The organism is Geobacter sp., assembly GCA_009684525.1.
Classification (GTDB): domain Bacteria; phylum Desulfobacterota; class Desulfuromonadia; order Geobacterales; family DSM-12255; genus Geoanaerobacter.
In genome coordinates, this window is the sequence record WKKR01000001.1 from 1,231,128 (window position 1) to 1,256,438 (window position 25,311).

Annotated in this window: 29 protein-coding genes and 2 pseudogenes; 9 read left to right on the forward strand and 22 right to left on the reverse strand. The window is 50.3% G+C overall.

Going from position 1 to position 25,311, the window contains the following annotated elements:
• Positions 1 to 128 precede the first annotated feature (128 nt).
• The 9 genes from GJT30_05345 to GJT30_05385 all read left to right on the forward strand — a co-directional run bounded on the left by GJT30_05345 (position 129) and on the right by GJT30_05385 (position 8,835).
• Positions 129 to 1,481 (forward strand): DUF4102 domain-containing protein, encoded by a 1,353-nt coding sequence (locus GJT30_05345; GenBank protein ID MSM39031.1) that lies wholly within the window; start codon positions 129 to 131, stop codon positions 1,479 to 1,481.
• A gap of 184 nt (positions 1,482 to 1,665) precedes the next feature.
• Complete coding sequence (locus tag GJT30_05350; protein MSM39032.1) at positions 1,666 to 1,944, forward strand: integration host factor subunit alpha; 279 nt, start codon at positions 1,666 to 1,668, stop codon at positions 1,942 to 1,944.
• A 102-nt stretch (positions 1,945 to 2,046) separates the two neighbouring features.
• Positions 2,047 to 2,565, forward strand: a complete 519-nt coding sequence (locus GJT30_05355) for a transglycosylase SLT domain-containing protein (protein MSM39033.1) — start codon at positions 2,047 to 2,049, stop codon at positions 2,563 to 2,565.
• Positions 2,552 to 3,271: a hypothetical protein gene (locus GJT30_05360; GenBank protein MSM39034.1), complete on the forward strand. Its 720-nt coding sequence runs from the start codon at positions 2,552 to 2,554 to the stop codon at positions 3,269 to 3,271. Before GJT30_05355 ends, GJT30_05360 begins: the two co-directional genes overlap by 14 nt.
• Positions 3,243 to 4,637 (forward strand): type IV secretion system DNA-binding domain-containing protein, encoded by a 1,395-nt coding sequence (locus tag GJT30_05365; protein MSM39035.1) that lies wholly within the window; start codon positions 3,243 to 3,245, stop codon positions 4,635 to 4,637. The genes GJT30_05360 and GJT30_05365 overlap by 29 nt, the downstream gene beginning before the upstream one ends.
• Before the next feature lie 113 nt (positions 4,638 to 4,750).
• The gene (locus GJT30_05370) at positions 4,751 to 6,061 is read left to right on the forward strand and encodes an HD domain-containing protein (GenBank protein MSM39036.1); all 1,311 of its coding nucleotides are present in this window, start codon (positions 4,751 to 4,753) and stop codon (positions 6,059 to 6,061) included.
• Positions 6,046 to 6,885 carry a conjugal transfer protein TraF gene (locus tag GJT30_05375; GenBank protein ID MSM39037.1) on the forward strand — a complete coding sequence of 280 codons (840 nt, stop codon included), beginning with the start codon at positions 6,046 to 6,048 and terminating at the stop codon, positions 6,883 to 6,885. The genes GJT30_05370 and GJT30_05375 overlap by 16 nt, the downstream gene beginning before the upstream one ends.
• A 38-nt stretch (positions 6,886 to 6,923) precedes the next feature.
• The gene (locus GJT30_05380; GenBank protein ID MSM39038.1) at positions 6,924 to 8,408 is read left to right on the forward strand and encodes a conjugal transfer protein TraH; all 1,485 of its coding nucleotides are present in this window, start codon (positions 6,924 to 6,926) and stop codon (positions 8,406 to 8,408) included.
• Between the two features lie 22 nt (positions 8,409 to 8,430).
• Positions 8,431 to 8,835, forward strand: coding sequence for a hypothetical protein (locus GJT30_05385; GenBank protein MSM39039.1), 405 nt, complete (start codon positions 8,431 to 8,433; stop codon positions 8,833 to 8,835).
• Positions 8,836 to 8,840: 5 nt separating this feature from the next.
• Here GJT30_05385 and GJT30_05390 read toward each other — a convergent pair whose 3' ends face one another.
• From GJT30_05390 to GJT30_05495, 22 genes and pseudogenes are all read right to left on the reverse strand, one after another.
• The gene (locus tag GJT30_05390; GenBank protein ID MSM39040.1) at positions 8,841 to 9,761 is read right to left on the reverse strand and encodes a nucleotidyl transferase AbiEii/AbiGii toxin family protein; all 921 of its coding nucleotides are present in this window, start codon (positions 9,759 to 9,761) and stop codon (positions 8,841 to 8,843) included.
• Positions 9,754 to 10,533 carry a hypothetical protein gene (locus tag GJT30_05395; protein MSM39041.1) on the reverse strand — a complete coding sequence of 260 codons (780 nt, stop codon included), beginning with the start codon at positions 10,531 to 10,533 and terminating at the stop codon, positions 9,754 to 9,756. Before GJT30_05395 ends, GJT30_05390 begins: the two co-directional genes overlap by 8 nt.
• A gap of 185 nt (positions 10,534 to 10,718) precedes the next feature.
• Positions 10,719 to 11,275, reverse strand: a pseudogene (locus GJT30_05400) (ATP-binding cassette domain-containing protein).
• A 14-nt stretch (positions 11,276 to 11,289) separates the two neighbouring features.
• A pseudogene (locus GJT30_05405) lies at positions 11,290 to 11,448 on the reverse strand (cation-binding protein).
• Positions 11,448 to 11,906: an iron-sulfur cluster-binding oxidoreductase gene (locus GJT30_05410; GenBank protein ID MSM39042.1), complete on the reverse strand. Its 459-nt coding sequence runs from the start codon at positions 11,904 to 11,906 to the stop codon at positions 11,448 to 11,450. The pseudogene GJT30_05405 and the gene GJT30_05410 overlap by 1 nt, the downstream one beginning before the upstream one ends.
• 3 nt (positions 11,907 to 11,909) lie before the next feature.
• Positions 11,910 to 12,131: a hypothetical protein gene (locus GJT30_05415; GenBank protein MSM39043.1), complete on the reverse strand. Its 222-nt coding sequence runs from the start codon at positions 12,129 to 12,131 to the stop codon at positions 11,910 to 11,912.
• Between the two features lie 528 nt (positions 12,132 to 12,659).
• On the reverse strand, positions 12,660 to 13,664 hold the full coding sequence (locus GJT30_05420) for a 4Fe-4S binding protein (GenBank protein ID MSM39044.1): 1,005 nt from the start codon (positions 13,662 to 13,664) through the stop codon (positions 12,660 to 12,662).
• Between the two features lie 68 nt (positions 13,665 to 13,732).
• Entirely contained in the window at positions 13,733 to 14,419 is a 687-nt protein-coding gene (locus GJT30_05425) for a cytochrome c biogenesis protein CcdA (protein MSM39045.1), read from the reverse strand.
• Positions 14,416 to 14,799 carry a thioredoxin fold domain-containing protein gene (locus tag GJT30_05430; protein ID MSM39046.1) on the reverse strand — a complete coding sequence of 128 codons (384 nt, stop codon included), beginning with the start codon at positions 14,797 to 14,799 and terminating at the stop codon, positions 14,416 to 14,418. The genes GJT30_05425 and GJT30_05430 overlap by 4 nt, the downstream gene beginning before the upstream one ends.
• A complete protein-coding gene (locus GJT30_05435) occupies positions 14,796 to 15,023 on the reverse strand; it encodes a thioredoxin family protein (protein MSM39047.1) in 228 nt (75 codons plus the stop codon). Before GJT30_05435 ends, GJT30_05430 begins: the two co-directional genes overlap by 4 nt.
• Before the next feature lie 137 nt (positions 15,024 to 15,160).
• Complete coding sequence (locus GJT30_05440; GenBank protein ID MSM39048.1) at positions 15,161 to 15,808, reverse strand: hypothetical protein; 648 nt, start codon at positions 15,806 to 15,808, stop codon at positions 15,161 to 15,163.
• A gap of 117 nt (positions 15,809 to 15,925) precedes the next feature.
• Positions 15,926 to 16,339, reverse strand: coding sequence for a hypothetical protein (locus GJT30_05445; GenBank protein ID MSM39049.1), 414 nt, complete (start codon positions 16,337 to 16,339; stop codon positions 15,926 to 15,928).
• Position 16,340: 1 nt separating this feature from the next.
• A complete protein-coding gene (locus GJT30_05450; GenBank protein ID MSM39050.1) occupies positions 16,341 to 16,766 on the reverse strand; it encodes a PAS domain S-box protein in 426 nt (141 codons plus the stop codon).
• 132 nt (positions 16,767 to 16,898) lie between these two features.
• The gene (locus GJT30_05455; protein MSM39051.1) at positions 16,899 to 17,384 is read right to left on the reverse strand and encodes a hypothetical protein; all 486 of its coding nucleotides are present in this window, start codon (positions 17,382 to 17,384) and stop codon (positions 16,899 to 16,901) included.
• Between the two features lie 111 nt (positions 17,385 to 17,495).
• Positions 17,496 to 17,858 carry a hypothetical protein gene (locus GJT30_05460; protein ID MSM39052.1) on the reverse strand — a complete coding sequence of 121 codons (363 nt, stop codon included), beginning with the start codon at positions 17,856 to 17,858 and terminating at the stop codon, positions 17,496 to 17,498.
• A 375-nt stretch (positions 17,859 to 18,233) separates the two neighbouring features.
• Positions 18,234 to 19,355, reverse strand: a complete 1,122-nt coding sequence (locus GJT30_05465) for an ABC transporter permease subunit (protein MSM39053.1) — start codon at positions 19,353 to 19,355, stop codon at positions 18,234 to 18,236.
• A gap of 1 nt (position 19,356) precedes the next feature.
• The gene (locus tag GJT30_05470) at positions 19,357 to 20,466 is read right to left on the reverse strand and encodes an ABC transporter permease subunit (protein MSM39054.1); all 1,110 of its coding nucleotides are present in this window, start codon (positions 20,464 to 20,466) and stop codon (positions 19,357 to 19,359) included.
• 1 nt (position 20,467) lies between these two features.
• The gene (locus GJT30_05475; GenBank protein ID MSM39055.1) at positions 20,468 to 21,394 is read right to left on the reverse strand and encodes an ATP-binding cassette domain-containing protein; all 927 of its coding nucleotides are present in this window, start codon (positions 21,392 to 21,394) and stop codon (positions 20,468 to 20,470) included.
• Positions 21,391 to 22,317: an ATP-binding cassette domain-containing protein gene (locus GJT30_05480; protein ID MSM39056.1), complete on the reverse strand. Its 927-nt coding sequence runs from the start codon at positions 22,315 to 22,317 to the stop codon at positions 21,391 to 21,393. The genes GJT30_05475 and GJT30_05480 overlap by 4 nt, the downstream gene beginning before the upstream one ends.
• A gap of 10 nt (positions 22,318 to 22,327) precedes the next feature.
• Complete coding sequence (locus tag GJT30_05485) at positions 22,328 to 23,311, reverse strand: HlyD family efflux transporter periplasmic adaptor subunit (protein ID MSM39057.1); 984 nt, start codon at positions 23,309 to 23,311, stop codon at positions 22,328 to 22,330.
• Complete coding sequence (locus tag GJT30_05490; GenBank protein ID MSM39058.1) at positions 23,308 to 24,630, reverse strand: TolC family protein; 1,323 nt, start codon at positions 24,628 to 24,630, stop codon at positions 23,308 to 23,310. Before GJT30_05490 ends, GJT30_05485 begins: the two co-directional genes overlap by 4 nt.
• Positions 24,627 to 25,259 (reverse strand): TetR family transcriptional regulator, encoded by a 633-nt coding sequence (locus GJT30_05495; GenBank protein ID MSM39059.1) that lies wholly within the window; start codon positions 25,257 to 25,259, stop codon positions 24,627 to 24,629. Before GJT30_05495 ends, GJT30_05490 begins: the two co-directional genes overlap by 4 nt.
• Between the last annotated feature and the right edge of the window lie 52 nt (positions 25,260 to 25,311).

Here is a 25,311-nt window from a genome sequence, read left to right on the forward strand (position 1 = left end):
TTATTTTATATTCCCTAGTGTTTCAAAATGCCTCCCTGCTTGCCAACCTCCAAACGGAAACAAAACGGAAACACAGGGTTTCAAAAAGAGCAAACGGAAACAAAACGGAAACACAAAAAGAGAGCAAAATGGGCAAACAATTCACGGAAAAAGCAATCGCTGCTGCGAAACCAAAAGACAAGAGATACTATCTTCGGGAGGGACGTGGTTTTGCTCTGCAAGTCCTTCCCTCCGGTACCAAAGCTTTCGTGTATCTGTTCGAGTTGAACAAAAGCAAAGGGTATGTGCTTCTTGGCCATTATCCGGATTGCTCACTTGCGGATGCGAGAATAGCATATAACGATGCGTATAAGTTAGTGAAAAAAGGCATCGACCCACGTGACCAGAAGAAAGCAATTGCCGAAGAAAATGCACGATTAGCGAAAGAAGCAGAATTAGCGGTAGAGGCAGCTGCCCGTGCGGCGGCTCAACTGGAAAAAGACACCTTTGATGCTTTAATCGAAGACAAGATACCCGAAAACTTTGTTCCGACTACAGTTGAACAGCTTGCTGCAGTTTGGTTTGTCGACTACTCCAAGGAGAACCATTCTAAACGTTGGCAAGATACCGTCCTCAGTGCCATCAAAACGCACATCATTCCCAACATCGGCAAGATGGAAATTTCTTCTGTTCGACACAAACACGCATTGTCTCTCATTCAACAAATAGCCGTCACTGTCCCAGGATCTGCTCGTAATACTATGAAGTTCTGCAGACAAATGTTTAAGTATGCCTGCCGTCTGGAGTGGGCTGAAATACAACCGTTCCATGAAATCACGGAGTCTGTACCCAAAATTACGCAAAAAGCTGATGAACGGCATCTCGACGATGACGAAATCATTAAAGCGTGGGGGGAAATCAGCAAATCATCAAGCACCAGGGAAGTGAAACGGGCATTGAAGTTGATACTCGTTACAGCTCAACGCCCTGGCGAGGTAGCTCAACTTCACCGAGATCAGATCAAGGACAGATGGTGGACGATACCCGCCGAGGTTGCCGGCAAGAATGAACGTGAGCACAGAGTATACCTAACAGACACAGCCTTAGGGTTGATTGGGGATGGTAAAGGTCATATATTCCCTTCTGAGAGAGGGAAACGAGGGCATATTTCCGAAAATGCTCTTTCACAGTCAATAAATCGAGGCTATTTGTCAGATGACGTCGTGAAAGTCGTAGGCAATAGAAATATAAAGGCACGAAAAGAGCCTTATTTCGGCATGAAACCTTGGTCACCACATGATCTTCGTCGAACCGCTCGTACAAATATGGCGCGGATCGGAGTATTGGATGAGGTTGGTGAAGAGGTTATAAATCACATGAAGCCCGGTGTTGTCGGTGTTTATAACAAATATCGCTATGATGAAGAGAAAAAAGATGCCCTCCAGAAGTGGGAAGCTCTTCTTCTGGAAATACTGGCAACCAAGCAACCAAACAATCAGTAAGTGAATTTGATGTAAATTTTATCTTGTCACGAATGTTATTTATATAATATGTCTTGTGGGTGTTTTTTGCCCATAAAGCAGAGAGTGTCGTTGGATGCCCCCTCTCCCCTCCCCCCGAATCGGGGAAGGACATTGAATCACCAAATACCAATTTCATCTTTTGTTTGAATAGAATGGAGCAAGTATGACCAAGGCAGATATTGTCGAAAAAGTTGCCGAAAAATGCGGGATCTCAAAGAAAGATTCCATAGACATGGTTGAATCGGTCTTCAGCGTATTGAAAACCACTCTTGAAAATGGAGAGGATATAAAAATCTCCGGTTTCGGTAAGTTTGAGGTCAAGAATAAACATGAACGTAAGGGCAGAAATCCTCAAACAGGCGAATCCATCACCATCGATGCGCGGAGAATCCTTTCTTTCAAGCCGAGTACAATCCTTAAAGAATCGATAAACGGAAAATAAGTCTGTAAATCCATTTTCTTCCAACCTGCAGAAGAGTTTCAACATTGTTTAGCCACCCTCCCCTACCTGCCCCCCCTATAGATTATATACATGGGGGGAATCATGCGTTTTGCCATCCAGATACTGTTGCTGGGTATTTTTGCCGTTTCGACAGAAACGTCATACGCCTTCTGTTACGCAGAAGCCGGCAGCAGATACGGTATCTCGCCTAATCTCCTCTACGCGATCTCCAAGGGAGAAAGCAGCTTCAATCCGGTTGCAATCAACTACAACTCCAACGGCAGTTACGATTACGGCCTCATGCAGATCAACTCCTCATGGGAGCCGACACTTCGCAAACTCGGCGTACCATGGGACTCACTCGCCAATCCCTGTACCAACGTTATGGTCGGTGCATGGGTCCTCTCCCAATGCATCCAAGACTATGGTTACACCTGGTCAGCCGTCGGCTGCTACAACTCACGTACCCCGTCCAAGCGAGACCGGTATGCCGCAAGAATCGCCCGCATTATTGATAGGGAACCATTACGTCAACCAAACGTGCAGATTTCATCTCAGGTTGCCACCATCACACATGTAACAACACCCTGGGAAGAGGCGTTTAACAATGCTTCCCGCTGAAATATTCTCTGAGAGCAGACTCCCGCCGAATGAGGCAATGGATGCAGTCGAAGTTGCCATAGCTCGGGTTTTGACCAAAGCCCTTCGTATGAGCGTAAGTGTCACTATCAGTGAAAATATGCGAATAACGGCTTATCCGGAAACAGGTGAACCGGTCATTTTGTCTCTGGATGACATCGATCGTAAGTTGCGGAGACACCTTCTGCACCAGATCGAGCTAGAACTGCAAAGACGTAGAACACTGAACGAGGCGGACCGCCTGAGGGAGTTGAGAGGCGTAACTGCTCCCGGTTTAATATCTCGCATGACTGCTGATGGAGCGCTTTTCGTCGCCCTGGAAATAGCTGACTGCTACCGGCGTCTGATTCTTGCGGGGATCTGTCCAGAACGCTTTCAGCCGCTTCACGAACGGGGCCGTTATATCCTGGGAAGCGTGAAGGAGTTTTACATTACAAGTGTCGTTCCAGTCATGGTCGACAGGAAATCAACCAAGGTACGTATTCTACTCAATCGCACATCTAAGCAGCTCCCCCGATTGCTGTTACAGGAGCGGAGTCGCATATCTGGAATTCAGTGCCTGAAACGCATCCCGGGAAGCTCCAGCATCATCTTGACGCCAAAACGTATTCCCAAGGATGTGATCAACTCTGTAGGAAAGGAACTGGAAGAGCACCTGCATGTTTCCATTCTCAAAACGCATCGTTAACCCGTCCGAGCCAATGACCAGCTTGGGGACCGGCGTCAACATGGGACACCGAACTCGGATCGTTCCAATCGCCATTCCAGACTCCTACCGTAAACGGCATACATTTGTGTTCGGCACTACCGGTGTCGGGAAAACCCGCCTATGTGAAAATCTGATCGAGCAGGACATCCGCAAGGGGTACTCGGTTGTCTATTTCGATCCAAAGGGAGACCAGCAGATCTTCACCAAGATCTATGAAGTTGCCCGTGAGGCAAACCGACTGGATGAATTGATGCTCGTCACCCCTATCTTCCCCGAATACTCAGCCGTCGTCGACCCAATGGCCTTCTACTTCATGCCTGACGAACTGGTGGGACATATCGTTTCCGGCATCCTCGGTGGCCGTGAACCGTTCTATCGCAACATCGCCAAAGAGATTACCACCGCCGTCATATCTGCATACATAATCCTGGCACGGAAACATGGGAACCTGCCGTTCATGAACATCGACACCATCCGGCAACGGATTCGGCGAGAATCACTTGAATCGACAATGAAGTCGCTCCGCAGCATCGGTACTCCTGAAGCAGAACTGACTGCAGGCATGATTGAGGATATTCTCAAGTCTCCCATGGAATACTACGCCAAGGTCTCCTCGACATTGCGCACAGCTCTGATGGAACTCTCAGCCGGGAATATCGGCAAGATCATCGGCCAGGCTGACTCAAATCGATTCATCAAAAACCTGGAGGCTGGCAAACGTGTGATCCTGGTCGTACATACCGGCGCCATGATCACGCGCGAAGCTTCCGCGACCCTCGGCAAGGTGCTCCTCTCCATGATCCAGTCCTTTGTTGGTCGTGTCTATTTGTCCAACCGGCAGAAGGTTGACCCACCCCTTTCAATCTTCATCGACGAAGCTCAAAGTCTGCTCTATCAAGGCGTAGAGGAACTTTTTGCCAAGGCAGGATCAGCCGATGTCATGGTCACCGCCTTCGCTCAGTCAGTGAACCAAATCTACGCGGTCATTGGTGAGGAATTCGGAAAGAGCATTCTCGACAATACCAACACGAAGATATTCATGCGCTGCTCCGACGCGGAAACTAGCGATTATGTCGTTAAACATTTCGGAGTGCAGAACGTGCTGACCGGGATCTTCGGATCAAACCAGGTTACAACGCGCGAGGTCGAACAGGATATCCTCCGGGTGCAGGACGTCCTGAGCCTGCAACCACGTGAGTTTTATCTGATGACCTATTCTGGCCGCTTCAAGGGGACCACCCTTGAAGCACGCAATCCCAAAATGAAGATCATCTTTCCCTCTGCACCTGCGGTCATCACCTCGATGATGTCACCATTCCAGTCAGACGAGACAGAGTCTCCATGAATACGCTTCTGTTCACCGTATCCGCCGCAGTCGGCATCGGCTTTGGCTACTATGGCTCCAGGAAGTGGATACCAACCGAAGAACCGGCAGAAGTAAGAACAGAGTTTACGGAAGTGGCGAGACTGGCTGACCTTAGTCATCTCTGGACCGATAACGAAATCGAGATCAAGGATGCGGCCTGTCTCTGGCGTGAACAAACAGCAAACCAGACCACAAAGCAACCTCGACCTGTTTTCAAACATGAGGAGATCGACCAGTTCTTCACCGAGATGATCGAAAACAGACCTTCCGTAAACGGTGTACGGAGGGCACTGATAATCAAGATCCTTACCATGCTCGATGACGAGGGAGACTGTCCGTCCGTTGTCAGGGTACATAAAGACGAAGCTGAACGCATTTACTCGGATGACTCATATGCCCTGCTGGCGACTGTTCCACTCTACCGTCATACGCTAACGGTCACCCGCAATTTTATTGCCAAAGCCGACCAGGAAGCCCTGCTGGCGGACATGATAATCATCGCCCTGGCCCACGACATCGGTAAGATTCCTTCCTACCATGACGGTATGTACAGCAGCGGCGATCACCCGATCATCGCGGGGCTCATCCTTAACAATATCCCTGAGTATCTTTCTCTTCCCAACAGGGAAGATATTCATAGAGCCATCACCGGTCATCACCTACTGAAGAGTGACAATATCCTGACCGATGGACTCAAACTAAGTGACCATGAAGCACGGCAAACTGAACTATCCGCCCTCTATGCCGAAGCACGGGAACGCAGAAAAAATGATCCAGATGACAGTGGAAAACAGCCCGTTGCAACGACAGACGCAACAACACGGACGAACACCCAGAAACCTCAACATCCTGTTGAAGAGCGTGAACATCCCTTGGGAAATCTCGAATCCCGAGAGAAATTCTATCCCACCATGCTGGATATACCTAAATGGTTCGACGCGGATGCCATACTCGCGGCGTTAAAAAAACGAATCAACGAGGTGGAATCGACTCCGAAGGGTGAACAATGGTCGGCGGTTTCCACAAGCCAGGGACTGGTATTCGTCAACCCGGAGGGACTTTGGACGGCAATCAAGGAAGTAAGCGATTTAGACCCGAAGGTACTAGCTTCAGAGGGGTGTGAATCTGAGAAGCGGAACCTGTTGTACACAATTGCGTCCGAGCTGTCCAAGACCAGGGATGCCATTGCCACCCAGTACGTTGCTGACAGGTATTACACTACGCAGGTCTCAATTATTACCGGGGGCGGTAAAAGGCTCCCATACCTGCTCATCCCCTTCACAGCACAAGCCTTCGGAGAAAAACCCTCAACGCTGGAGGAGTTGAAGTCGCCACAGCTTAAGCGAATGGTCAAGGAGATCAAATTGAAGCAGACCGAGGTGGAACAATGCGTAGGTCGCTAACAGTAGCAATCATACTTTCCTTTGCTGCAACAGCCAGTGCGAGCTACTACAACGATTCGGCCAAGGGTTGGTGGTGGTACCAGAAGGAGCCGGAGAAGCAGCCTGGAAATCCTGAAAAGAAGAAAAAAGCATCAAACCGTGTGCCTTCTCTCAAGGACTACACCTACGAACAGATCTGGGAAATGCATCCTGACCAGTTCCAGGAATTTGCTGAGGCCTTAAAGAAGAAAGCTGTCCAGAAGCCCAGCGAAGAGAATGTTAAGGAGTATTTCGAGGTACAGGAAATAGCCCGTAAGAAGGCACTTGCCTTTTCGAACGTGGCCCAGTTCGTCTGGCAGAAGTACCCGGAGCTGACCACCAAAAAGGACTATCCGATCACCACTCCCGGCAACCTGGCTCGGATTGCCCAGATCAACGAGGAGCGGCAGCGTACCCTGCGGGACAACCGAGAGGACTTTGCCCTCATCTATTTCCAGCGACCCGACTGCAGCTACTGCGACGAGCAGTCGCGCATCCTGGAATGGTTCACCAACGAAACAGGTTGGACCGTGAAACGGGTCAACATCAGTGAGAACCCAAGTATGGCGTCCAAGTTCAGTGTGGAGATCACCCCTACCCTAATCCTGATTCAGAAGGGAAACCAGGATTACCTGCCCGTATCAGCCGGAGTAATCTCCGCTGACGAGATCGAGGACAAGGCATACCGGGCGGTACGTCTCCTGAAGGGGGAAATTTCTCCCGAGGAGTATTCGCTCTACGAATTCCAGAAGGGGGGCGGTTTCGATGTAAAGAAGCGCCGCCTTCAGGATAAGGGGCAGCCGTGAGTCTGCCGGTCCCACAGCAACAGAGAAGAGGTGTCCGTGTGAAACAAACTGTTATTACCAGAACCACCGCCGCCTGCCTGGCGGCAGCCATAGCCTTGAGTCCTGTTCTTTCCTGGTCCGGTTGGGTCGATGACTGGGTACAGCAGAAAAGCTCCACCTCTCCAAGCTATTACGAAGGCTCTAAGCGGGGCTACTACACAGGGGGAAGTTTCTCTGCCAGGTGGGCTAATACTGACGACCACCTGTTCACTGCCTCATTACCCAAGTTGAAGTCCGGTTGTGGCGGGATCGACATGTTCCTCGGCGGTTTCTCGTTCCTGAATGTTGATTACCTGGTCCAGAAACTCCAGAACATCCTGTCGGCAGCTCCGGCAGCTGCTTTCGATATCGCCCTGAAGACGCTGGCACCTCAGGTGGCCGATACCATCAAGACCCTCGAAGCCATCACCGACAGACTGAACTCACTGCAGCTGAATGACTGCAAGGCGGCCAAGGCGCTGGTGGCAACTGCTTCCAGTCCGTTTTCGTCGGTCATGTCCGATAGTCTAAAAGCGGAAATGAAGACGGCCCAGACCGATTTCATGGTATCGAGCGGTGCCAAGGATCTCTACCAGGATGTCAGCAAGCTGTTTGAGACCGAGCAGAAGACCAACGCCGGCAACAAACCGGGTGTCCCTGGCACAACCCAGACCTCAGCCACGAGTGCTACCGCTGGTTGTCCGGTTGAGGTTCTTCAAGTTTTCGGTGACGGATCGGTTCTGGAAAACCTGGCCAGCAAGAAGGGGTTGAACAGCGAATACGTCAAACTGGTACGAGGCTTCATCGGCGACGTGGTTATCCAGAGTCCAGCTACGACCGGGACAACCTATCAGGCACAGTACATACCACCATGCGACAAGAACAACAGCTTCGATTCCTTCATCAGCGGCACCGCCCAGGGACGGGATACTGCCGGGGCTTGCGCAGACATTACCGACGCCAACAAGAACCTAATGGTTTATGTGGCCGGCAAGATGCAGACCATTGCCGGTAAGATTAAAACGAAGACTGCTCTTGCTGCCGATGAAGAGGCTTTTCTCAAAAGCACTCCGCTGTCGGTCGGGTTGATTCTCAAGAATGCGACGGCAACAAATACCGAAGGTGAGGTCATCGGCAAACTTGCTGAACTGACCGCCCGAGCCTACGGCTACTACATGCTGCTCGATCTGTTCGGGCGCGCTGTCCAACTTCAGGAAATGGCCCGTAACATCCTCTCAAGTCAGAAGGGAAATAAGTCCGGGGCATCACCGGAAACCTGCCAACTGGCCCTTCTTGGTGAAGGGATGCAACATATTCAGACGCTGGAGGAAAAAACGCTTCAACTGCTGAGCGTCGCCCAACAAAGTTACGCTAATGCGGCATCTGAGATCAATGCGGTGGAAATGATCGTCCAGAACATGAAGAAGTTCGACGACACTGTATTTTCGGAATTATCAGACCGGTTCGGCAAGGGGATCGCAATGCGGTCTACCGGCAGAATCTAACCACGAACACAAGGGAGGAATTATGGCAGACAACAAGATAGAAACTGGCGGGAAAAAGCCATCAGGAAAACAGACTTGGCAGGATCGAAAGCTGCAAAAGGTGGTACGGGATGACATTGATGTAATCTCCCGGAAAACTCTCGATCAAAGCGACTTCATATCCATGCTCAACACTCATGACAACGTCCTCTACCAGTTTCGCATGAAGATGGGACGCAACAGCAACATCACCTTTGAAAAGGCCCAAGAGTTTATCGAGCGGAGCCAGAAGATCCGAGAGGAGATCAACCTGCTGAATGCGGAAATGTGTGAGTTGATGGATTGGGACTACACACCACCCCGGGGCTTTTCAAACCCTCTCTCGAAGAGTGGTGAAGAAGAAACGAAGGGAGCCAAAAAGAAGAATGTCGTGTCTGCTGCAACCTGATGTGTTTATTGAAACATAGTGCTCAAAGAATCTGTAATTACGATATATTTAGTGCGATTTGACTTGGACAGTTTTCGCAAATTTACCAGCTTCCACCGGATGGCCGGCAGGTTTTCTATACCCGGCAATCCGAGGATTTCACCATCAGGTTCGCAACGGTTAACCGAGAGGAGAAATTCGCGTTCCAATCCGTCAAGAGATGCTGGAAGCTCACGGAACAGCTTTTCACGTATCTCGATCAGCTGTTCAACAGTCACTTCCCTGTTAGTCATGCCAGCAAAATCGCTCTCAAACTCAACGCGGATGTCTTTATGATGGGGAGCAAGCAATTCATGGATTGGCCGATTGTGCCCGGCGAGATAGACCGTGAAGGCACGACGCATACGCGGCGTGATGCCACCACGCTCAAATAGCAACATAACATCAAAGAGATCTCGCGGATGTTGGCGATCAAGTGCGGCTACGAGTTTGCTGGCGTACAATTCGTCAGGGTCGAGCATGGGAACGGAAAGAGCCCGCGAAAAACGTCTCTGCGTCTCTACGGACAAACTACCGGTAACCAGAGGATATACTGCACCCCGGAATACATGGTTGACCTCCACCTTGAGAAGCACTGGCCCACGGGAAATAAACAACTTCGATTCATGATCACTGCCGGAAGTTGTCGGTCGGACGGTTACCCCAAGCTTAGTTTGCAAAAGTTCTGCAACGCCATGCAGGGCTTTTTCTATTGCCACCAGCGCCGAATCCCTGTCTGGGCACTCCAGGTCTGTAAATACAAGATCAATGTCGACCGATAGGCGTGGCATGTCTTCCAGAAACAGGTTTATCGCAGTGCCTCCTTTGAGAGCGAAACATTTTTGAGTAAAGACAAATGGGGCTGCATCGATGAGCAGTCGTACGGTATCAAGATAACGGCTATCCATTCAATTTCTTTCCTGGGTGTTGCAAAATCAGTGAATTCCCCTTCTGTGTCCGTACGTAGACGGAAGCTGCGCCAAATTTTATGAATGTCACATCGAGTTGCTGCAAGACCGGCAGTTTCAGTTCTTCCGCCAGAGAGAAAAACAGTCGCTTGACCTTTATTCTTGTGCACGTTTCCAATAGAGCCTGCAACAGTTCGGGTCGCAGGGTAAACAGAGGCTCCATGATTTTTCTGGCTTCGTCGAGACTCTGCTTTTGGGGCACGTCATCAAGCATCTCCAGCAAAGCCCGTTCAGGTTCAGAGACAAAAGGCGAGTAAGGATCAGCTTCATCCAGACGCCGCACCTGCAACCTACTCTCCAACGCCCCTTCTTCCCCGAAAAGCCGACTCATGCGTAACTCGCAGGGAAACTGACGGGTAAACCAATCAGGTATTTTTTTGCGTGTCACACCATACAGGGCCAGCTTTTCCTTTCCAAGTGCCAGATAGTGAACTGCACCTCGAAGCGATAATGCTGATTTCCCACCTATGTGGACATCAAGACCCTGATTTTCAAGAGCCGATACCGCACCGTTCCGGGTTAGTTCATCACCTGTTCGCTGGAAGTATCCATATCCGAGCGACGTTAACCAACCGTTTTGTACATAGCGATGAACCAGCTGGCGAGATATGCCTAGATGTTCCATTTGGCTGGTCGTGACCGGCATACCCTTCGGCAGGGAAAAGAGCGCCGCTTTTAAATTTTTACTTATATGTAAACTATTAGTTGACATTTAAGGTCCATTTTTATGGTTGTTTCCATAATATAGTTTGGATCATAGTATAAAATAATAATGTAAATGTAAACTATTAGTTTACATTACTGTATTTGTTAATAATAGCTGCCTATTGGCCGTCTCCCTACTCATATAAAAATGAGGCGCAACAAGAACCTCATCTTCGATAAGGAGTTATGACATTAAGGTGTTGAGTTGAGGGGGTAATTGACCAACCGGTCGTCTCTGACTTTAAATATTGTGTCAAATCCCTCCACCATCCGGTGGTCATGGGTGACAACCAGGACGGCTGACTGGTTTTCCACTGCCAGCGATTTCAATAAGGCCATAACATTCTTACCGTTTTCGGTGTCGAGTACCGCAGTGGGTTCATCGGCCTGAATAACCTTTGATCTATTTGCCAATGCCCTGGCTATGGCCATCCGCTGGGCTTCACCTCCAGAAAGTGCCTTGGGATAGTTGTCCAGCCGGTGCCCAAGATTGAGGGAAGTAAGAAGTTCCGTCGCACGGTCACTGGCTTCGGGCCGTGATAGATTGTTAATTTCCAGCGCGACCATGACGTTTTCCAGTGCAGTGAGAAACGGAATGAGATTGTGGGCCTGAAATATGAATCCGAGCTTTTCACGTCTGAAGCGCTTCAGGTCCAGACCCGGCAACCATCCTTCATCGGCGACCATGGCTCCGTCAATGACTACCTTGCCATGGGACGGCTCGTTGATCAGCCGATGGAGGTGAGCAGCGTGGTCTTGCCTGAAACCGATCCGCATACTGACGGATGAAGTCAATGCCATCCAGGTAAAATTGCCAGTTAAGGTAGTTCCCCTCAGCCGTCCGGGGAGCGTTCAGCAGGGCGATCATCCGCAGAATGAGTTGGTGTTCATCCACCAGTTTCCTGGTTATATCCGCTTTCATCAGTTCCTCCTGTTGCCGTCTATGCCGACGACAATCGCTGTCTCCAAAGGTGTGTCCCTACCGCTCTTCTGTATTGCCTGCTTGACCATGACATCCAGTCCGCGGCAGCACGGCACTTCCATAATCGCTACAGTGACAGCTGGAGTTTCGTTGGTCGAAAAGATCGTTGCCAGTTTTTCCACGTAACTGTCGGTGTCATCAAGTTTCGGGCAGGCAATGGCGAGCGCTTTTCCTCTCACCAGGTCTTGATGCATGCTCCCCATGGCAAAAGCCACACAGTCGGCGCAAACCAGAATTTCTGCATTTTTAAAGTACGGTGCGGTTGGCGGCACCAGATGGAGTTGCACCGGCCACTGCCTGAGCTCAGAGACAGCCTTTGTGGTGTTTTCTGCAACGTTTGCCGGTCTTTCGATTACCTTTGCCATGCTACCGGGGCAGCCACATCCGAGATTTCCCATGATTTACTCTCCTTTTTTCGCTAAAATTTCGTTGATTTCCTGTTCGATTTTCGCTTCGTCTTCTTTGGATAAGCCATGAATGGAGACAACATCTTTGAGTAGACAGATCCCAACCTTGCAGGTTGTACAACCGATGTCATAGGCAGCCAGAATTTCGCCAATCTCAGGGTAGCTCTGCATGACATCCTGTATTGCTTTAGCGCCAAGTCCGTTGTTGAAGTTCATTGATCGTCTCCTTGCCTTGTTATGATTGTGAGATTAGCAAAGAAATCGGCTAAAGAGTTTGATCTGAATCAATAACCGGATTCAATGAAGTAAGCCGGATAAATTGACATAGGTCATGCTTATCAGCAGCACAGCAGTGCAAGGTGTTTTAGATTTCGATCAGAATATTTCCAAGAGGAGAAGGCTATGTGTGATTGCGGATCAACCAAAACACCGGGGGCAGGACCATTTGCATCAGGAAAAGAACTCGTGGAGTTTGTGCTTTCAGCCCATGGTGGCGCGATAGCCGTGTCACCTGTACCTAATGGTGGACTGACTGCAACATGTCAGGGGTGCGGAGCGTCCTTTACGTTAAAGACTTTCGTTCAGGGTTGCCCTGAGCGCGGTGGCGTGCATGCCGTATCACCACCTCGCGCCCACGACCCGGCTGCAATTCAATTTGCCGGTGAGGATTTTGTGCTGCCGACGGCATCATAAGTATTTCCCTAATCGACAAGTGGACTTTCGCTTAACTCATCAGTTTCAAATTCAATGACTCAAGTATGGCACCATTGGTATGAGCCGCTGATAATCGGCATAATCCAATGAGCTTTGCCAGTGCCCGCTGATCATTCCGGCGCCGATGCCTGCCATGAATATGGTCAGAACTACTGTTGCGAAAACCCAAACCGGGAGCGATTTTTTCCAGAAGCCAGGCTGCATGGCGAGCACATTTCGCTCGGGACAACTTGCTACACAAGTGAGACATCCAGTGCATTCCGGTGAAGAAACTGCTGTGGAGGAATGCACTTCAAGGCCAGAAGGACAGATGGCGGAGCAGCGTTGACATCCATTACAACCTGTCAAGTCTCGTCGGATTTTGAATGGGCTGAAAATACTTGCAAGTCCCAGTAATGCACCATATGGGCAGAGATACCGACACCAGAACATTTTGTAAAAAAGTGATAGTACTGTCAGGATCGCCAGTACCACCATGGTGGTTAAGGACATGCTGGTGAAGAAATGGAGCATTTTGACGTCGCTGACTGCCCAGTATGGAGCATCCAGAAACCCGCCAAGCGCTTCGACCGACATGTCCACCAGGATAAATTTCACGAACATCAGCAGCAGCAGATATTTGATACTCCGTAATCCATAGTCAAGCCATCTCCATATGCGATAATTCCGGCCAACTAACTTCTGGCCAATCTTGAATGCGCCTTCGGAAAGAGTGCCGACCGGGCAAAGCCATGAGCAAAATGATTTCTTGGCAAGCAGACTCATGAGCAGGATTGTCACGAATATTACCAGTGCCGCTGGATGAACTGGATGTATTTCTCCTGAAACCAGCCAGTTCTTCAGACTTGTTAGGGCTCCGATTGGTAAAAAGCCCTCGACGCCTGGCGGACGAGAAACCAATGGCGCGGGTGCACCGCTTTCAACCGCGCTTACAAAAATTCCGAAACGGATGCCAATACCGACTACCCAAAACATAAAGCACCACTGCACAGCGGTGCGAATGGTACTGGCTGATTTTATTGAAATTCCATCCATCTGCTTGATTCTCCACGTGTATCAATTGGTTTTTACCGAAACAGTCTTCTCATCCTGTTCATGTGAGACTAGAATGCCTGCCAGATGAACCAGGCTCCGGCCAGGGAGATAATGCAACCGCTTGCCTTCCTGCTCCAGTTCGAAAAGTTGATCACACCACGATTTTTGGCAAATGCTTCCACAAAACCGGTAAACGTCCCTGCTGCGAGCATCAGTAGGCAATGGCCGACAGCATAGCTGAACATCAGCATGATGCCGTAGAGTACCTGACCCTTGCCGGTGACGACGGTCAGCAGTACGACCATTACCGGCGTGGCACAGGGAGAGGATACAAGGCCAAAGAACAGGCCAAGCATGAACGCGCCAATGATGCCCCCCTGCTTCGGTTTGAAGTCGCGCTTTATCGGCAGGCGCAGGTCATACAGCCCCATCAGTTGACCACCCATTACCAGAGCCACAGCGCCGGCGGCGGCATACCACCATCCATCGACCACCCCGAAAACCGTGCCCAGCAATCCGGCGGCAGCGCCGAAGGCGGTGAAGGTGAGCGACAATCCAACAATGAACATCAGGGAGTAGCGGAACGCCTTCCAGCGGTCGCCATCGCTGTAGCCGCCGACAAAACCTACCACCAGCGGGATGGTGCTGAGCACACAGGGTGAGGCCGAAGACACGACGCCTGCCAGAAAGACTGCGCCGAAGGCCAGCAGCGGATAGGCTGCAATGATCTGCTCTATGTTCTCCACGAAGGTCACTTGAGCCCTGCCGATTTCAATCCTTTTATGATCCCTTCTTTGTCCATAAAACCGGTGTGACGTTGTACCTCTTTCCCTTGCGGGTTGATGAATATCTGGGTGGGTAGCATCTGAACGCGGAATTTTTGTGCCATTGCCTGGTCAGAACGTACGTCGATGAAGAGGATATTGGCCCGTCCCCGATATTCATTGGACAGTGATTCCAGATATGGCGCCATTTTCTTGCAGACGTTGCAGGTGCGCAGGCCGAAATCAATCAGCGTCGGTTTGCTGGACGACAGGGCCTGATTGACGGCTGTCGCGGTAGCTGCAGGGAGTTCCGCATTGGCTACGCCGGCAAACAGCAATAACATGGTAATTATTGTAACGATTGGCTTCATAGTAATTCCTTGATTGCGGCGACAGACAGCAGCTCGCTTGAGGATTTGACCTGGCCGTCGATGACCAGTGCCGGCGGACTGAGAATGCCGTATTTCAACATTGTTGCAATGCCCTCGACTTTAACCACCTCACCAGTCTTGCCGCTTTCAGCAAGAGCTTTCTTCGTGTTCTCATAAAGGGTAATGCAATCGACGCAACCAGTGCCTAGCACTTCTATTTTCATTGCGGTTTCTCCTTATTGGTCACATATCAATAGTCCACGATGTGGTACTCGCAGTAAAATGCTGCCTGGCGGGGTGTTATCCCTGCCAGGCAGCAATCCGATGATATCAAGTCAAATCTGATACACCTCTCATAACGTCAGTGTTTAGAGTGCGCTGACTCTTTTTTATGAGCGTAATGTTTTTCGAGTTTTCCATGTTCACCATGTGCGCCTTCCTTGGCGGTTGCGTCCTGATGAAGCCGTTCCACATAATGGGTGTAGGCGACATACGCTTCCACAAATTCACGCCCTTGGGCAATACTCTCATCTTTATGCTTGTATGTTGCCGCTGCATGCTCATAACGCGTCTTGATCCCACCAGCAATGTCATCGCTGATTAGCTTCACCAGTTCTTCGGCTGAGCCGCTTGCCAATGCTTTGTCCGCTTCGGCAACGGCCGGTTCAACTGCTCCGGCAGGTTTCAGCCCGGTAAAGGAGGCACCTTCACCGGCACGATGGATTTTGACAAGGGTTGCAAAGAACTTGTGTTCCGTTTTTTCCTGGTTCTTTGACTTGTCTGCCAGCACCTTGTTAAAAGCGGTTTTCACCGCTTTTTCATCCTGGGGTTTTACCCATTTGAGGATGGGGGTGATGTCCCTGGCGTCGATTGCTTTTCTGGCGTCTTGAATGACCGGCCCGTCAAGGGTGTCACAATGGGCAGCCGCATTGCGCGGGGTGGTAATAATAAGTGCTGTAATTGCCGCTATCCCTGACAGGCTGATTTTAATAAAGTTAGCGAATCTCATGGTTAATTCTCCTCTGAAACTATGGTTTGATGGTTGATTATGGTAATTTCGGGCGAATCTGCACGGAGCTGTCAATCCTGCTTTACAGCGATGTAAACACTTCTTGACAGTTGTAGATCAAACGATATTTTTGGGAGGGATTTCAATGAGCGCGGCATAGCCCGGCAACAAAGCGCCTTTGTATGAAGCCGTAAGGGAGGCAATGCTCTGAGTATGCTTGACGACACTTCCGGGCACGGTGTCGCACGGAGCGTCAAGTTCATGGCAGTGGGGGATCTGCTCGTGACCATCCGTGGATTCATGGTCGGCAGCAGCGTCCGTATGGGCGCAGCTCGATGCCGCGTGACCGGCGGCGCTGGTCTGCAGATGGTCAGCGACGTAGAAAGCCCCGGAAATCGGAAGGCAGAGCTGCACCAGAAGCAGTACAATCGTCAGAATCTTTATGTGTCTACCAGAAAAATCCATAGCAAATTTCCACTTTGAAATGTGATCCGGTAAAATGCCTCGAAATATGCCGTTGCAGCAGATCATATCAACCTGGCAGCTTTGCTTCGCAGATAGCCAACCGCTCCTTCAACTCCTTCTCCTTTTTCCATCGTTCAGTCACGTCCCGCATGATCGAGGCACAACCTGCCATAACACCATCTTCATCTCGCAGCAGTACCATGCTGAATTCCAAGGAAACACGGGCGCCATCTTTACGAACACCTGGTGATGATAGCAGGCCGGTTTTGTATTTCGTCTCTCCGGTTGCCATCACCCGCCAATATCCTTCCCAATGCCGACCGCGCAAATTTTCAGGGATAATCAGATCAAGTGACTGACCTATTGCTTCGGCGGCGGTATGACCAAACATCTGCTCTGCCCCGCTGTTCCAGTAACGGATCACCCCTTTCTGATCAGAGACAAGAATCGCATCCGGTGCATCGTTGACCAACTGGTTCAATAACCTGTCCATATTTCCTCCCACGTTTTTCCTGAATTATGATTATAAGTTACAGCAATAGTGTGTACGGATGATTGACCTATATCAAGAATAAGTTGAAATCTTCAAATACAAACTGGTTCAAGCTTTAGAGTAAATCACGTATTACTTAACCATTAGAAGATCCTCCAAACTAAACTTACTGGTTGCATCTATTTTGGCAATTATGTTGTTTTCCTTGTCAACCACATAAATCCACACATAATCTGTTCCAGGTGGCACTGACCACCTAGCGCTTTTGTGTTCCCAATCAAGCCAAATCGGTGGCGCGTTGCTCCATTGCAAGGAGCGTTTTGCACTCCCTTCCATAAATTTGGGGACAGCGCTTAAATTGGGAATCATCACTATACTGACTTTTTCGTGGAGGTAGGAACCCTGTATCACTGTTGTCACTTTTTTTGCCCTTTCGAAGCCCTTCCTAGTCATGCTTATAGCAATAAGATATTTTTTGTTGTTATGGAATAGCGACTCCCTGTTTAATAGCTTTCCATACTGATCAGTCGTATCCAGCGCGGGAAACGTGTCATAGCCAAATACAGGCTGGTGGATAATAAACGTGATTAATACCATCAAGCACCATTTAAATTTCACAACAAACTCTCCAATATAACGTTTTACAAATATTTTTCATTTACTAGTTGATAAATTAATTCATTACTATCAATTTAATTGCGCACCAAGTAAACAGACTTTAACAGTTATCTATAAATCTTTGTCGTATGTTTTCCGAAACAATACAGGTTCTATATGCAATTTGCTGATTATTTCTTTTAGCTTTTCTTTTGCAAACTGAAACTCTTCTGATGCAATGCTATACTCATTCCAGGCATCTTTCAGTTCTATTTTGCTTTCTACTTGGTCATATGCTCCTTTTATACAAATGCTTTGCAGTAATAGATTATATCGTTTTGTTTCGAACAGCCAACAGGCTAACGCAGCTTGTGTGATATTACATGCATTCAGGAACTCCATCATCTCTTCTGGTTCTTCAATCTGGTCAGCAATTTTACGGATATATGCACGGGCATTTGCTGGATCCCTAAACCATAAATCATCTACGTTCATAGCAAGTAAATCCTCTATACAATCTGTCTGGAGTTTGCCTGATCCTATTTTGATATTTTTGTATACATGATACAGCAATCTTTCTAATCACTCTAAATCTTGTGTAATTTCAACAGTACAAAACAACAATATTTGAAAACACTCTTCACAAGTTGCTTAAATAGCAAGCCGCAAACGAATTACGGAATTCTTTTCATACTTATTAATAAGTGGACTCGGAATATTATGGACGCTTCAAATTGTAACTCTACTGCTTCTCACTAACAGCTTGTCAAAGACATCAGGCTTGGTCTAATCCCCCTTTACGTTGCAGAAGATCACAATGTGCAGCAAATACCCATGCGAATCTGAATAAGCATCTTTATCGCTCGTCTCTCACCTGAGCCTCTTCCTGAACCGAAGGGAGCTGGTCGTTATGACTACTACACCAAGCAAAAGAAGGGCAGCCATCTGTGGCCAGAGAATATCGATCCCGTTCCCTTTGAGGAAGATCCCTCTGATGATGACCAGAAAATACCTGAGCGGGTTCAGGTAGGTTCCATACTGAATCGCCACCGGCATGTTCTCGATAGGAAACATGAAGCCAGAGAGGAGGACGGCCGGTATGTAGAAAAGGAAGGTGGCCATCAGCGCCTGCTGCTGGGTCCTGGAAATAGTAGAAATAAAGAGCCCAACTCCCAATACCGAGAGTAGGTAGATCGCCGTGGAGAGAACAAGGAGTGGAATACTCCCTTTGATCGGGATGTCAAACCAGAAGACACCGATGGTTGTAACAAGTGCCATGTCGAAAAAACTGATGAGTGCAAAAGGGATTGTCTTCCCCAGCATCAATTCCACCGGTTTCAGCGGCGTAACCATCAACTGCTCCATGGTGCCGATCTCCCGCTCCCGCACCACTGCCATGGCAGTCAACAACAGGCAGGTGAGCATGATGATTATAGCGATGACCCCTGGCACATTGTAGTTTCTGCTCCGCAGATCAGGGTTGTACCAGGCCCGGGAGCGCAGGTCGATCCGTGCCGGTTTTACAACCCGTTGTATGCCGGCCCGAGTCCCGAATTCCTTGCCGAATCGGTTGATGACACGCGTAGAGTAGTCCATGGCAACGGATGCGGTATTCGAATCGGTTCCGTCCACAATCATCTGTACTTCTGTGGGAACACCTCGCGCCAAATCCCGACCGAATCCCTTATTTACCTGTAGCACGGCGAGAACCTTTCCCCGGTCGAGGAGGTCCCCCATCTCTTTTGCCGAAGAGGGGGTTCCAGTGATGATAAAGTAACCGGATGCTTCGAGCCGACGCCCCAGTTCCCGGCTTTCATAGGAGTGATCCAGGTCGTAGAAGGCGGTATTTATGCTTTTTACGTCAGTAGTGACCGCGTAGCCGAAAATGAGAAGCTGCAGGATCGGGGTAACAAAAATGATAGCCTTCATCCTTCGGTCCCGAAACACTTGACTGAACTCCTTGACCACCATTTCCTTGATCCGTTCGAACATATCACACGATCCTTTTCTTGAATTTCCTGACCGAAAGGGCGAAGGTCAGCAAGCCAAAAATTGTAAGAAGAATCGTTTCCGTTGCCAGCTGTCTGAGAGTGCTCCCTTTGAGAAAAATTCCCTTGAGAATCGCTACGAAATAACGGGCAGGGATGATTCTGGTCATATTCTGGAGTGGCAGCGGCATATTGCTGATGGCGTACATGAACCCTGACAGCAGGAAAGCCGGCAGAAAGCTGACTACCATGGCGATCTGGCTGGCAACCAGCTGTGACTTGGCAACAACCGAGATGAGTATTCCCAGAGAGAGACCTCCAAAAAGAAAGAGGGAAGTAAGGAAAGCGAGCAGTAACAGGCTCCCCCGCAATGGGACGTCGAAGATAAATACCGTCATGGCCACGGAAACGGCCACGTCGATAAAGCCGATGAAGAAGTAGGGCAGCAGTTTGCCGGCAATCAGCTCTGTGGTTTTTACCGGCGTGGCGATCAGCTGCTCCATGGTGCCCCGCTCCCATTCCCTGGCGATGGTTAGCGAGGTGAGCAGTGCCGCAATGACCGCCATGATTACCGCAATCAGTCCGGGAATGATGTAATTGCGCGATTTAAGCTCCGGATTGTACCAGACCCGCACCCTGGCATCTATGGGGGCGCGCGCTATTCCACCTGTAACCCGTTGGCCAAAGCGTTCCGTCACCCCCTCCAGATAACCGAGGGCAATGGTGGCTGTGTTGGAATCACTGCCGTCAACAACCACCTGCAGCGGAGCAACCTTTCCCCTTCGCAGATCCTCTGAGAAGTCAGCGGGGATCCAGAGCGCCACCTGCCCCCGGTTAGCGTCGAGCGCTGCATCAACATCCGAGGGACGATCCAAGATAGTGACAATCGTGAAGTATCCCGACTCCCGGAACTGGGCTACCAGCTCACGACTCAGGCTGCTTTTGTCCAGATCGTAAACCACGGTCCTCAGGTTGTTCACGTCCATGGTAATGGCGTAGCCGAAGATCAACAGCAGGATCACCGGCATGAGGAACGCCATGGCCAGACTCAGGGGATCACGGAGCACCTGGATCAGCTCTTTTTTTGCTATGGCGCGGACGCGGATAAGTTTCATATCACGACACCTCGATCAGGGTTACAAACACATCTTCCAGCGACGGGACGATCTTTTCGATGCGGACGACCTTTAGCCCCGCTTTGACGAGTGATTCCCTGATCCGTTGGGACTCCTGCCCAGCGTCAGTCACGGTGGCATGCAGGACGCTGCCGAAAATGGCTGTTTCGATGCCGCTCTGTTCAAGGACTTCCAGCGCATCCACCACCTGCTCAACCTCGATTTCCAGAACATCCCTTTCCATATACTCCTGCTTCAGGGTGGTCGGTGTCCCTTCGGCGATGATCTTCCCCCGGTAAATGAGGGCCAACCGGTCGCAATATTCCGCTTCGTCCATGTAGTGAGTGGTAACAAAGATGGTTTTTCCCTCCCGGGACATGGCATAGATGAGCCGCCAGAAATTGCGCCGGGAGATTGGGTCAACCCCCGAGGTCGGCTCGTCGAGAAAGATGATGGGAGGTTCGTGAAGGATGGCGCAGCCGAGCGCCAGCCGTTGTTTGAAGCCGCCCGAGAGGGTTTTGGTCAGAGCTCCCCGCCGGTCCGCGATCCCCGCCATCTCCAGGACCCATTCCTTCCGATCACGTTTCTTCTCCTTGGGAACCCGGTAGATGCCACTGAAGAAGTTAATGTTCTCCTCCACCGTCAGGTCGTCGTAGAGGGAAAACTTCTGGGACATGTAACCGATATTCTTCTTGATCTCTTCCGCCTCGGTCATGATGTTGAATCCTCCCACTGTCCCACTACCGGCGGAGGGGGTGAGGAGACCGCACAGCATCTTGATGGTTGTCGATTTGCCGGCTCCGTTGGGACCGAGGAAACCGAAGATTTCTCCCCTTCCAACCTTGAGGCTGATCTGGTCCACGGCAGTGAAGTCGCCGAAAACACGAGTCAACCCGGCAAATTCTACTGCTGTTTCGATATGGTTCATGGCTCCTCCACCATGGCGATGAAGACATCCTCCAGGGAAGGGAGGATCGATCGATGATCCCGGACAATAATCCCTTCTTTCTGAAGCCTGTCGATGACTCCATCCAGCGCTTCGCTCCGCTCCAGGGCGACATGAAGGCGGTCGCCGTAGATGCTCACGCTACGAACCCCCGGACAGCCCCTTGCGATCTCCTCGGCCGTGCGCGCATCCCCGGTCCATAGTTCCACCATGGGAAAGCCGAGGGAACCCTTGATCCGTGCAGGGCTGCCGTCGATCAGAATCTTTCCCCGGTGCATGAGGCCAACCCGTGTGCAGCGCTCCGCCTCGTCCAGGTAGGCAGTGGAGACGAAGATGGTAATCCCGTCCTTCAGTAGGCCGTAAAGGATACGCCAGAAGTCCCGCCGTGAAACCGGATCAACCCCGTTGGTCGGTTCGTCGAGGAAGAGAATCTCAGGGGTGTGGATCAGGGCACAGGCAAGACCGAGCTTCTGCTTCATCCCTCCGGAAAGCTTTCCGGCCAGTCTTCCTTTGAAAGGGGTCAGGTTGGAAAAACCCAGAAGCCGCTCGATCCGCTCCGGACGTTCATTCTGTGGGACTTCGTAGAGGTCGGCATAGAAGATGATATTCTCCATGACGGTGAGATCTTCATAGAGGCCGAACTTTTGAGACATATAGCCGATCCGTTCCTTGATCCGCTCCCCTTCCTTCAGAACCGAGTGACCCGCTACCCATGCATCACCGGAAGTGGGCTCCATGATGGCGGTTAACAGGCGCATAGTGGTGGTCTTGCCGGCACCATCCGGTCCGACAAGACCGAACAACTCCCCTTTTTTGATCTCCAAGGTGAGGCTGTCGAGTGCAATGTTGCCGTTGAAGGTCTTGGTCAACGCTTCTGCTTTAATTGCTGCGGTATTCGTATCCATTTTGCAACGCCTACCTTATCCTGATCTTGACGTCCGCCGGCATGCCCGGTTTAAGCTCCTGGTTCGGATTATCCACGCTCACCTTGACGCCGAAGACCAGCTTCACCCGTTCTTCCTGAGTCTGCACGTTCTTGGGAGTAAACTCCGCTTCCGAGGAGATATAGGTCACTACCCCGTCAAACTTCTTCCCCGGATAGGTATCGACCGTTACCTCCGCTTTTTGACCCAGCTTGACCAAGCCCAACTTGTCCTCCTTCACATAGATCTTTACCCATGGATGTGCCAAGTCGCCGACGGTAAAGATCGGCGTTCCGGCAGTAACGGTTTCACCCGCCTCCACATTTTTTCTGAGGACCACTCCTTGCACCGGTGTTTTCAGATCCATATCCGCCAGTTGCTCCTGATAAACCGCCAGCTGCGCTCTGGGCTGTCGGACCTGGGCTTCAGCCGCATTGATTGTTTCCGGCCGCGGCCCTTCTTTCACCAGGCTCTCGTTTTGCAAAGCCTGATCGTGCTGCGCCTTTGCCACCTCAAAGGTCCGCTTGGCGGAGTCGCGCTGTTGTGTCGAGATAGCGCCGTTTTTAAACAGCATCTCGGCACGTTCGAAATCCTTGCCTGCTTTTTCCAGGTCAGCGGAAGCGGAGGACACGAGCGACCGGGCGCTCTTTTTTTCCTGTGGGCGCGAACCATGTTGCAACTCGAGAAGTCTGGCGCTGCTGGAATCGATGACGGCCTGCTGCGCCTCCATCTGGCGCAAAAGCTGTGTGCTGTCCAGCTTTGCCAAGATCCCGCCTGCCACGACGTTCTTACCCTCGTCGGTCAGGAGCGTTTCCACCCTGCCGGGGACCTTGAATCCAAGATCCACTTCGGTCACCTCGACGTTCCCCGAGCTGAGCAGTATTCCTGGATCATCGGTTTTTCGATGGAGCAGGAAGTAGGCAATAACTGCTGTGACAATTACCACCAGGCCAATTAGTATCACTCTCTTTTTCATCGTGAATCCACCTCCTCAGGTACATTACTTCCCAGTGCCTTTTCAAGGGCCGCCTGTGCCGTTAACAGATCGTACGAAGCCTGGTGCCAATCAGTGATAGACCGCAATAACGCTGTCTGAGCGTCGATTACGTCTTTGGTTGTACCATCACCGGTTTCATACTTCAATTGCTCCACTCGCAGGTTTTCCTCGGCAGCAGAAATTGCCTCTTTAGAAACCGAGACTCTTTTCTCCGCATCGGAGACCCCGAGGAAGGCCACCTTTACTTCCTGCACAATCAGCAGTCGAACGGCACGGAGCTCTTCCTGACTGCGCTCAAGCTCTAAAGACCCTTTATTGATCTCCGCCCGCGTTATTCCACCGTCGAAAAGTGGATATGAGAGCCGCAGGCCAATATTCCAGTTATCCTTGAATGAAAAGGAGTCTCCTGCTTTTTCTGTGAAATCGCCGGCCAGATCCAGAGAAGGGAGACGCTTTCCCTTGGTCAAATCCAGCTTGGCCTGCTGAAGTTCCGCCTGAGCACTGGCCTTCCGGTATTCCGGACGTTGTTGCAAAGCTACCTTCACCCCTTCGGCCTCCTGTGAATGTACTTTTAAAAAAAGAGGTTCCCCGGCGATAGTGAATTGCGGATATGTCTCGTCCGCTCCCATCAATGTCCGGAGCAACGCGTATGTAGCCGCCAAGGCGTTCTGTGCTTCCAGCGCCTGCTGCCTGGTATGGGACAACTCCACATCAGTTTTCATGAGTTCCACCCGCGCTAACTTGCCGGCCTTGACAAATTGATCAGTGACCCTGCGATGCTCTTCAAGCTGCTTTACCATCTGCTCACGCGCCTTGAGAATCGCCTCCAACTCCAGTATCTTGCAGTACGTGCTTGTCAGGTTGTAGACGAGTTCCTGCTTGCCCTGGCGAAAGGTTCCCTCCGTGACCATCTTGGTGATCTTGGCTATATCAATATTTTTTTCGAGTCGTCCGCCCCGGTAAAGGGGAATTTTAAGTGAGACTCCTGCATCGTAGATGTCTTTATCAAAGTCAGGGAAACTACTGTTTTGCGGCGAGCCAGCTATGGGGGAAATGGCGGTGGGATAGCGGTAACGCGTAATGCCGGCTCCCAGATCAACTTTTGGCCACCGCTCTCCTTTTGCTGCATTGATAGCATATTCAGTCGCTTTGACATCCTTCCCAAGCCCGGTTAGCCTCGGTTCGTTCTTCAGGGCAAACTCGATCACTTGGGGAAGGTTGTAGGTGGGTGTATCAGTTTTTGCTAAAGCCATTGACGGTAATAGAAAAATTCCAATCATAGCCATTATCTTTTTCATTTTTGCCTCCCAACGATATTGCTATCATAAGTCAAATAATCCTCATAACCATGCCACAGCATCATCCCCTCATCTACGAGAGGAAAGGAAAAGTCGCTTACCAGCCACTTTAAAGTTATCGCCTGCACCATTCCAATCATCACCATGGCGGAGGACTTAGAGTCCACAGCCTTCCTGATGTTGCCGATTTTCTTCCCTTTTTCGATGACGTTTACCTGACAGTCAGAATAAGTATCAAGCAGGTAATCAATCTTTCTCTGCGATGCACTTCCGGCTTTGAGGATTCCTCCTGAAAAAGCTAGACGTGCAATCCCTTTCCTGGTCTCCAGGAAATCAAGATGGAGGAGATAAAACCGCTTTAGGCTGATAAGTGGAGAAGGATCGCTTTCGTAGAGAAACGTCAGGTTCTTCATCAATTCTAGGTGGACCTTCGTAACCATTTCTTCGGTGATTTCATCATTGTCCTTAAAATGCCGATATATATCGCTTGTTGACACTCCGGTCTCCCGTGCAATGGCGCCTATCGTTAGTGCATTAATCCCTTCACCGGCAGCAAGGATGTAAAATGCGGCACGAACGATCTGCTCCCGTCGTGCGCTATTTTGAACTTTTGAAACGATATGGGACATATACCCTCCATAGGAAAGTAAATGCTCACTTACCTATATCATAAATGTTTTA

Bases quoted from the DNA above. Each gene is read 5' to 3' on its own strand.
- GJT30_05365 (MSM39035.1), top strand. From the start codon at position 3,243: ATGTTTCCATTCTCAAAACGCATCGTTAACCCGTCCGAGCCAATGACC.
- GJT30_05490 (MSM39058.1), bottom strand. From the start codon at position 24,630: ATGAAAAAGATAATGGCTATGATTGGAATTTTTCTATTACCGTCAATG.
- GJT30_05350 (MSM39032.1), top strand. From the start codon at position 1,666: ATGACCAAGGCAGATATTGTCGAAAAAGTTGCCGAAAAATGCGGGATC.
- GJT30_05415 (MSM39043.1), bottom strand. From the start codon at position 12,131: ATGAACTTCAACAACGGACTTGGCGCTAAAGCAATACAGGATGTCATG.
- GJT30_05450 (MSM39050.1), bottom strand. From the start codon at position 16,766: ATGGACAGGTTATTGAACCAGTTGGTCAACGATGCACCGGATGCGATT.
- GJT30_05435 (MSM39047.1), bottom strand. From the start codon at position 15,023: ATGAAAATAGAAGTGCTAGGCACTGGTTGCGTCGATTGCATTACCCTT.
- GJT30_05390 (MSM39040.1), bottom strand. From the start codon at position 9,761: ATGGATAGCCGTTATCTTGATACCGTACGACTGCTCATCGATGCAGCC.
- GJT30_05420 (MSM39044.1), bottom strand. From the start codon at position 13,664: ATGGATGGAATTTCAATAAAATCAGCCAGTACCATTCGCACCGCTGTG.
- GJT30_05445 (MSM39049.1), bottom strand. From the start codon at position 16,339: ATGATCTGCTGCAACGGCATATTTCGAGGCATTTTACCGGATCACATT.
- GJT30_05395 (MSM39041.1), bottom strand. From the start codon at position 10,533: ATGTCAACTAATAGTTTACATATAAGTAAAAATTTAAAAGCGGCGCTC.
- GJT30_05410 (MSM39042.1), bottom strand. From the start codon at position 11,906: ATGGGAAATCTCGGATGTGGCTGCCCCGGTAGCATGGCAAAGGTAATC.
- GJT30_05355 (MSM39033.1), top strand. From the start codon at position 2,047: ATGCGTTTTGCCATCCAGATACTGTTGCTGGGTATTTTTGCCGTTTCG.
- GJT30_05495 (MSM39059.1), bottom strand. From the start codon at position 25,259: ATGTCCCATATCGTTTCAAAAGTTCAAAATAGCGCACGACGGGAGCAG.
- GJT30_05460 (MSM39052.1), bottom strand. From the start codon at position 17,858: ATGAACGTAGATGATTTATGGTTTAGGGATCCAGCAAATGCCCGTGCA.
- GJT30_05385 (MSM39039.1), top strand. From the start codon at position 8,431: ATGGCAGACAACAAGATAGAAACTGGCGGGAAAAAGCCATCAGGAAAA.
- GJT30_05375 (MSM39037.1), top strand. From the start codon at position 6,046: ATGCGTAGGTCGCTAACAGTAGCAATCATACTTTCCTTTGCTGCAACA.
- GJT30_05465 (MSM39053.1), bottom strand. From the start codon at position 19,355: ATGTTCGAACGGATCAAGGAAATGGTGGTCAAGGAGTTCAGTCAAGTG.
- GJT30_05485 (MSM39057.1), bottom strand. From the start codon at position 23,311: ATGAAAAAGAGAGTGATACTAATTGGCCTGGTGGTAATTGTCACAGCA.
- GJT30_05345 (MSM39031.1), top strand. From the start codon at position 129: ATGGGCAAACAATTCACGGAAAAAGCAATCGCTGCTGCGAAACCAAAA.
- GJT30_05480 (MSM39056.1), bottom strand. From the start codon at position 22,317: ATGGATACGAATACCGCAGCAATTAAAGCAGAAGCGTTGACCAAGACC.
- GJT30_05360 (MSM39034.1), top strand. From the start codon at position 2,552: ATGCTTCCCGCTGAAATATTCTCTGAGAGCAGACTCCCGCCGAATGAG.
- GJT30_05470 (MSM39054.1), bottom strand. From the start codon at position 20,466: ATGAAACTTATCCGCGTCCGCGCCATAGCAAAAAAAGAGCTGATCCAG.
- GJT30_05430 (MSM39046.1), bottom strand. From the start codon at position 14,799: ATGAAGCCAATCGTTACAATAATTACCATGTTATTGCTGTTTGCCGGC.
- GJT30_05440 (MSM39048.1), bottom strand. From the start codon at position 15,808: ATGAGATTCGCTAACTTTATTAAAATCAGCCTGTCAGGGATAGCGGCA.
- GJT30_05475 (MSM39055.1), bottom strand. From the start codon at position 21,394: ATGAACCATATCGAAACAGCAGTAGAATTTGCCGGGTTGACTCGTGTT.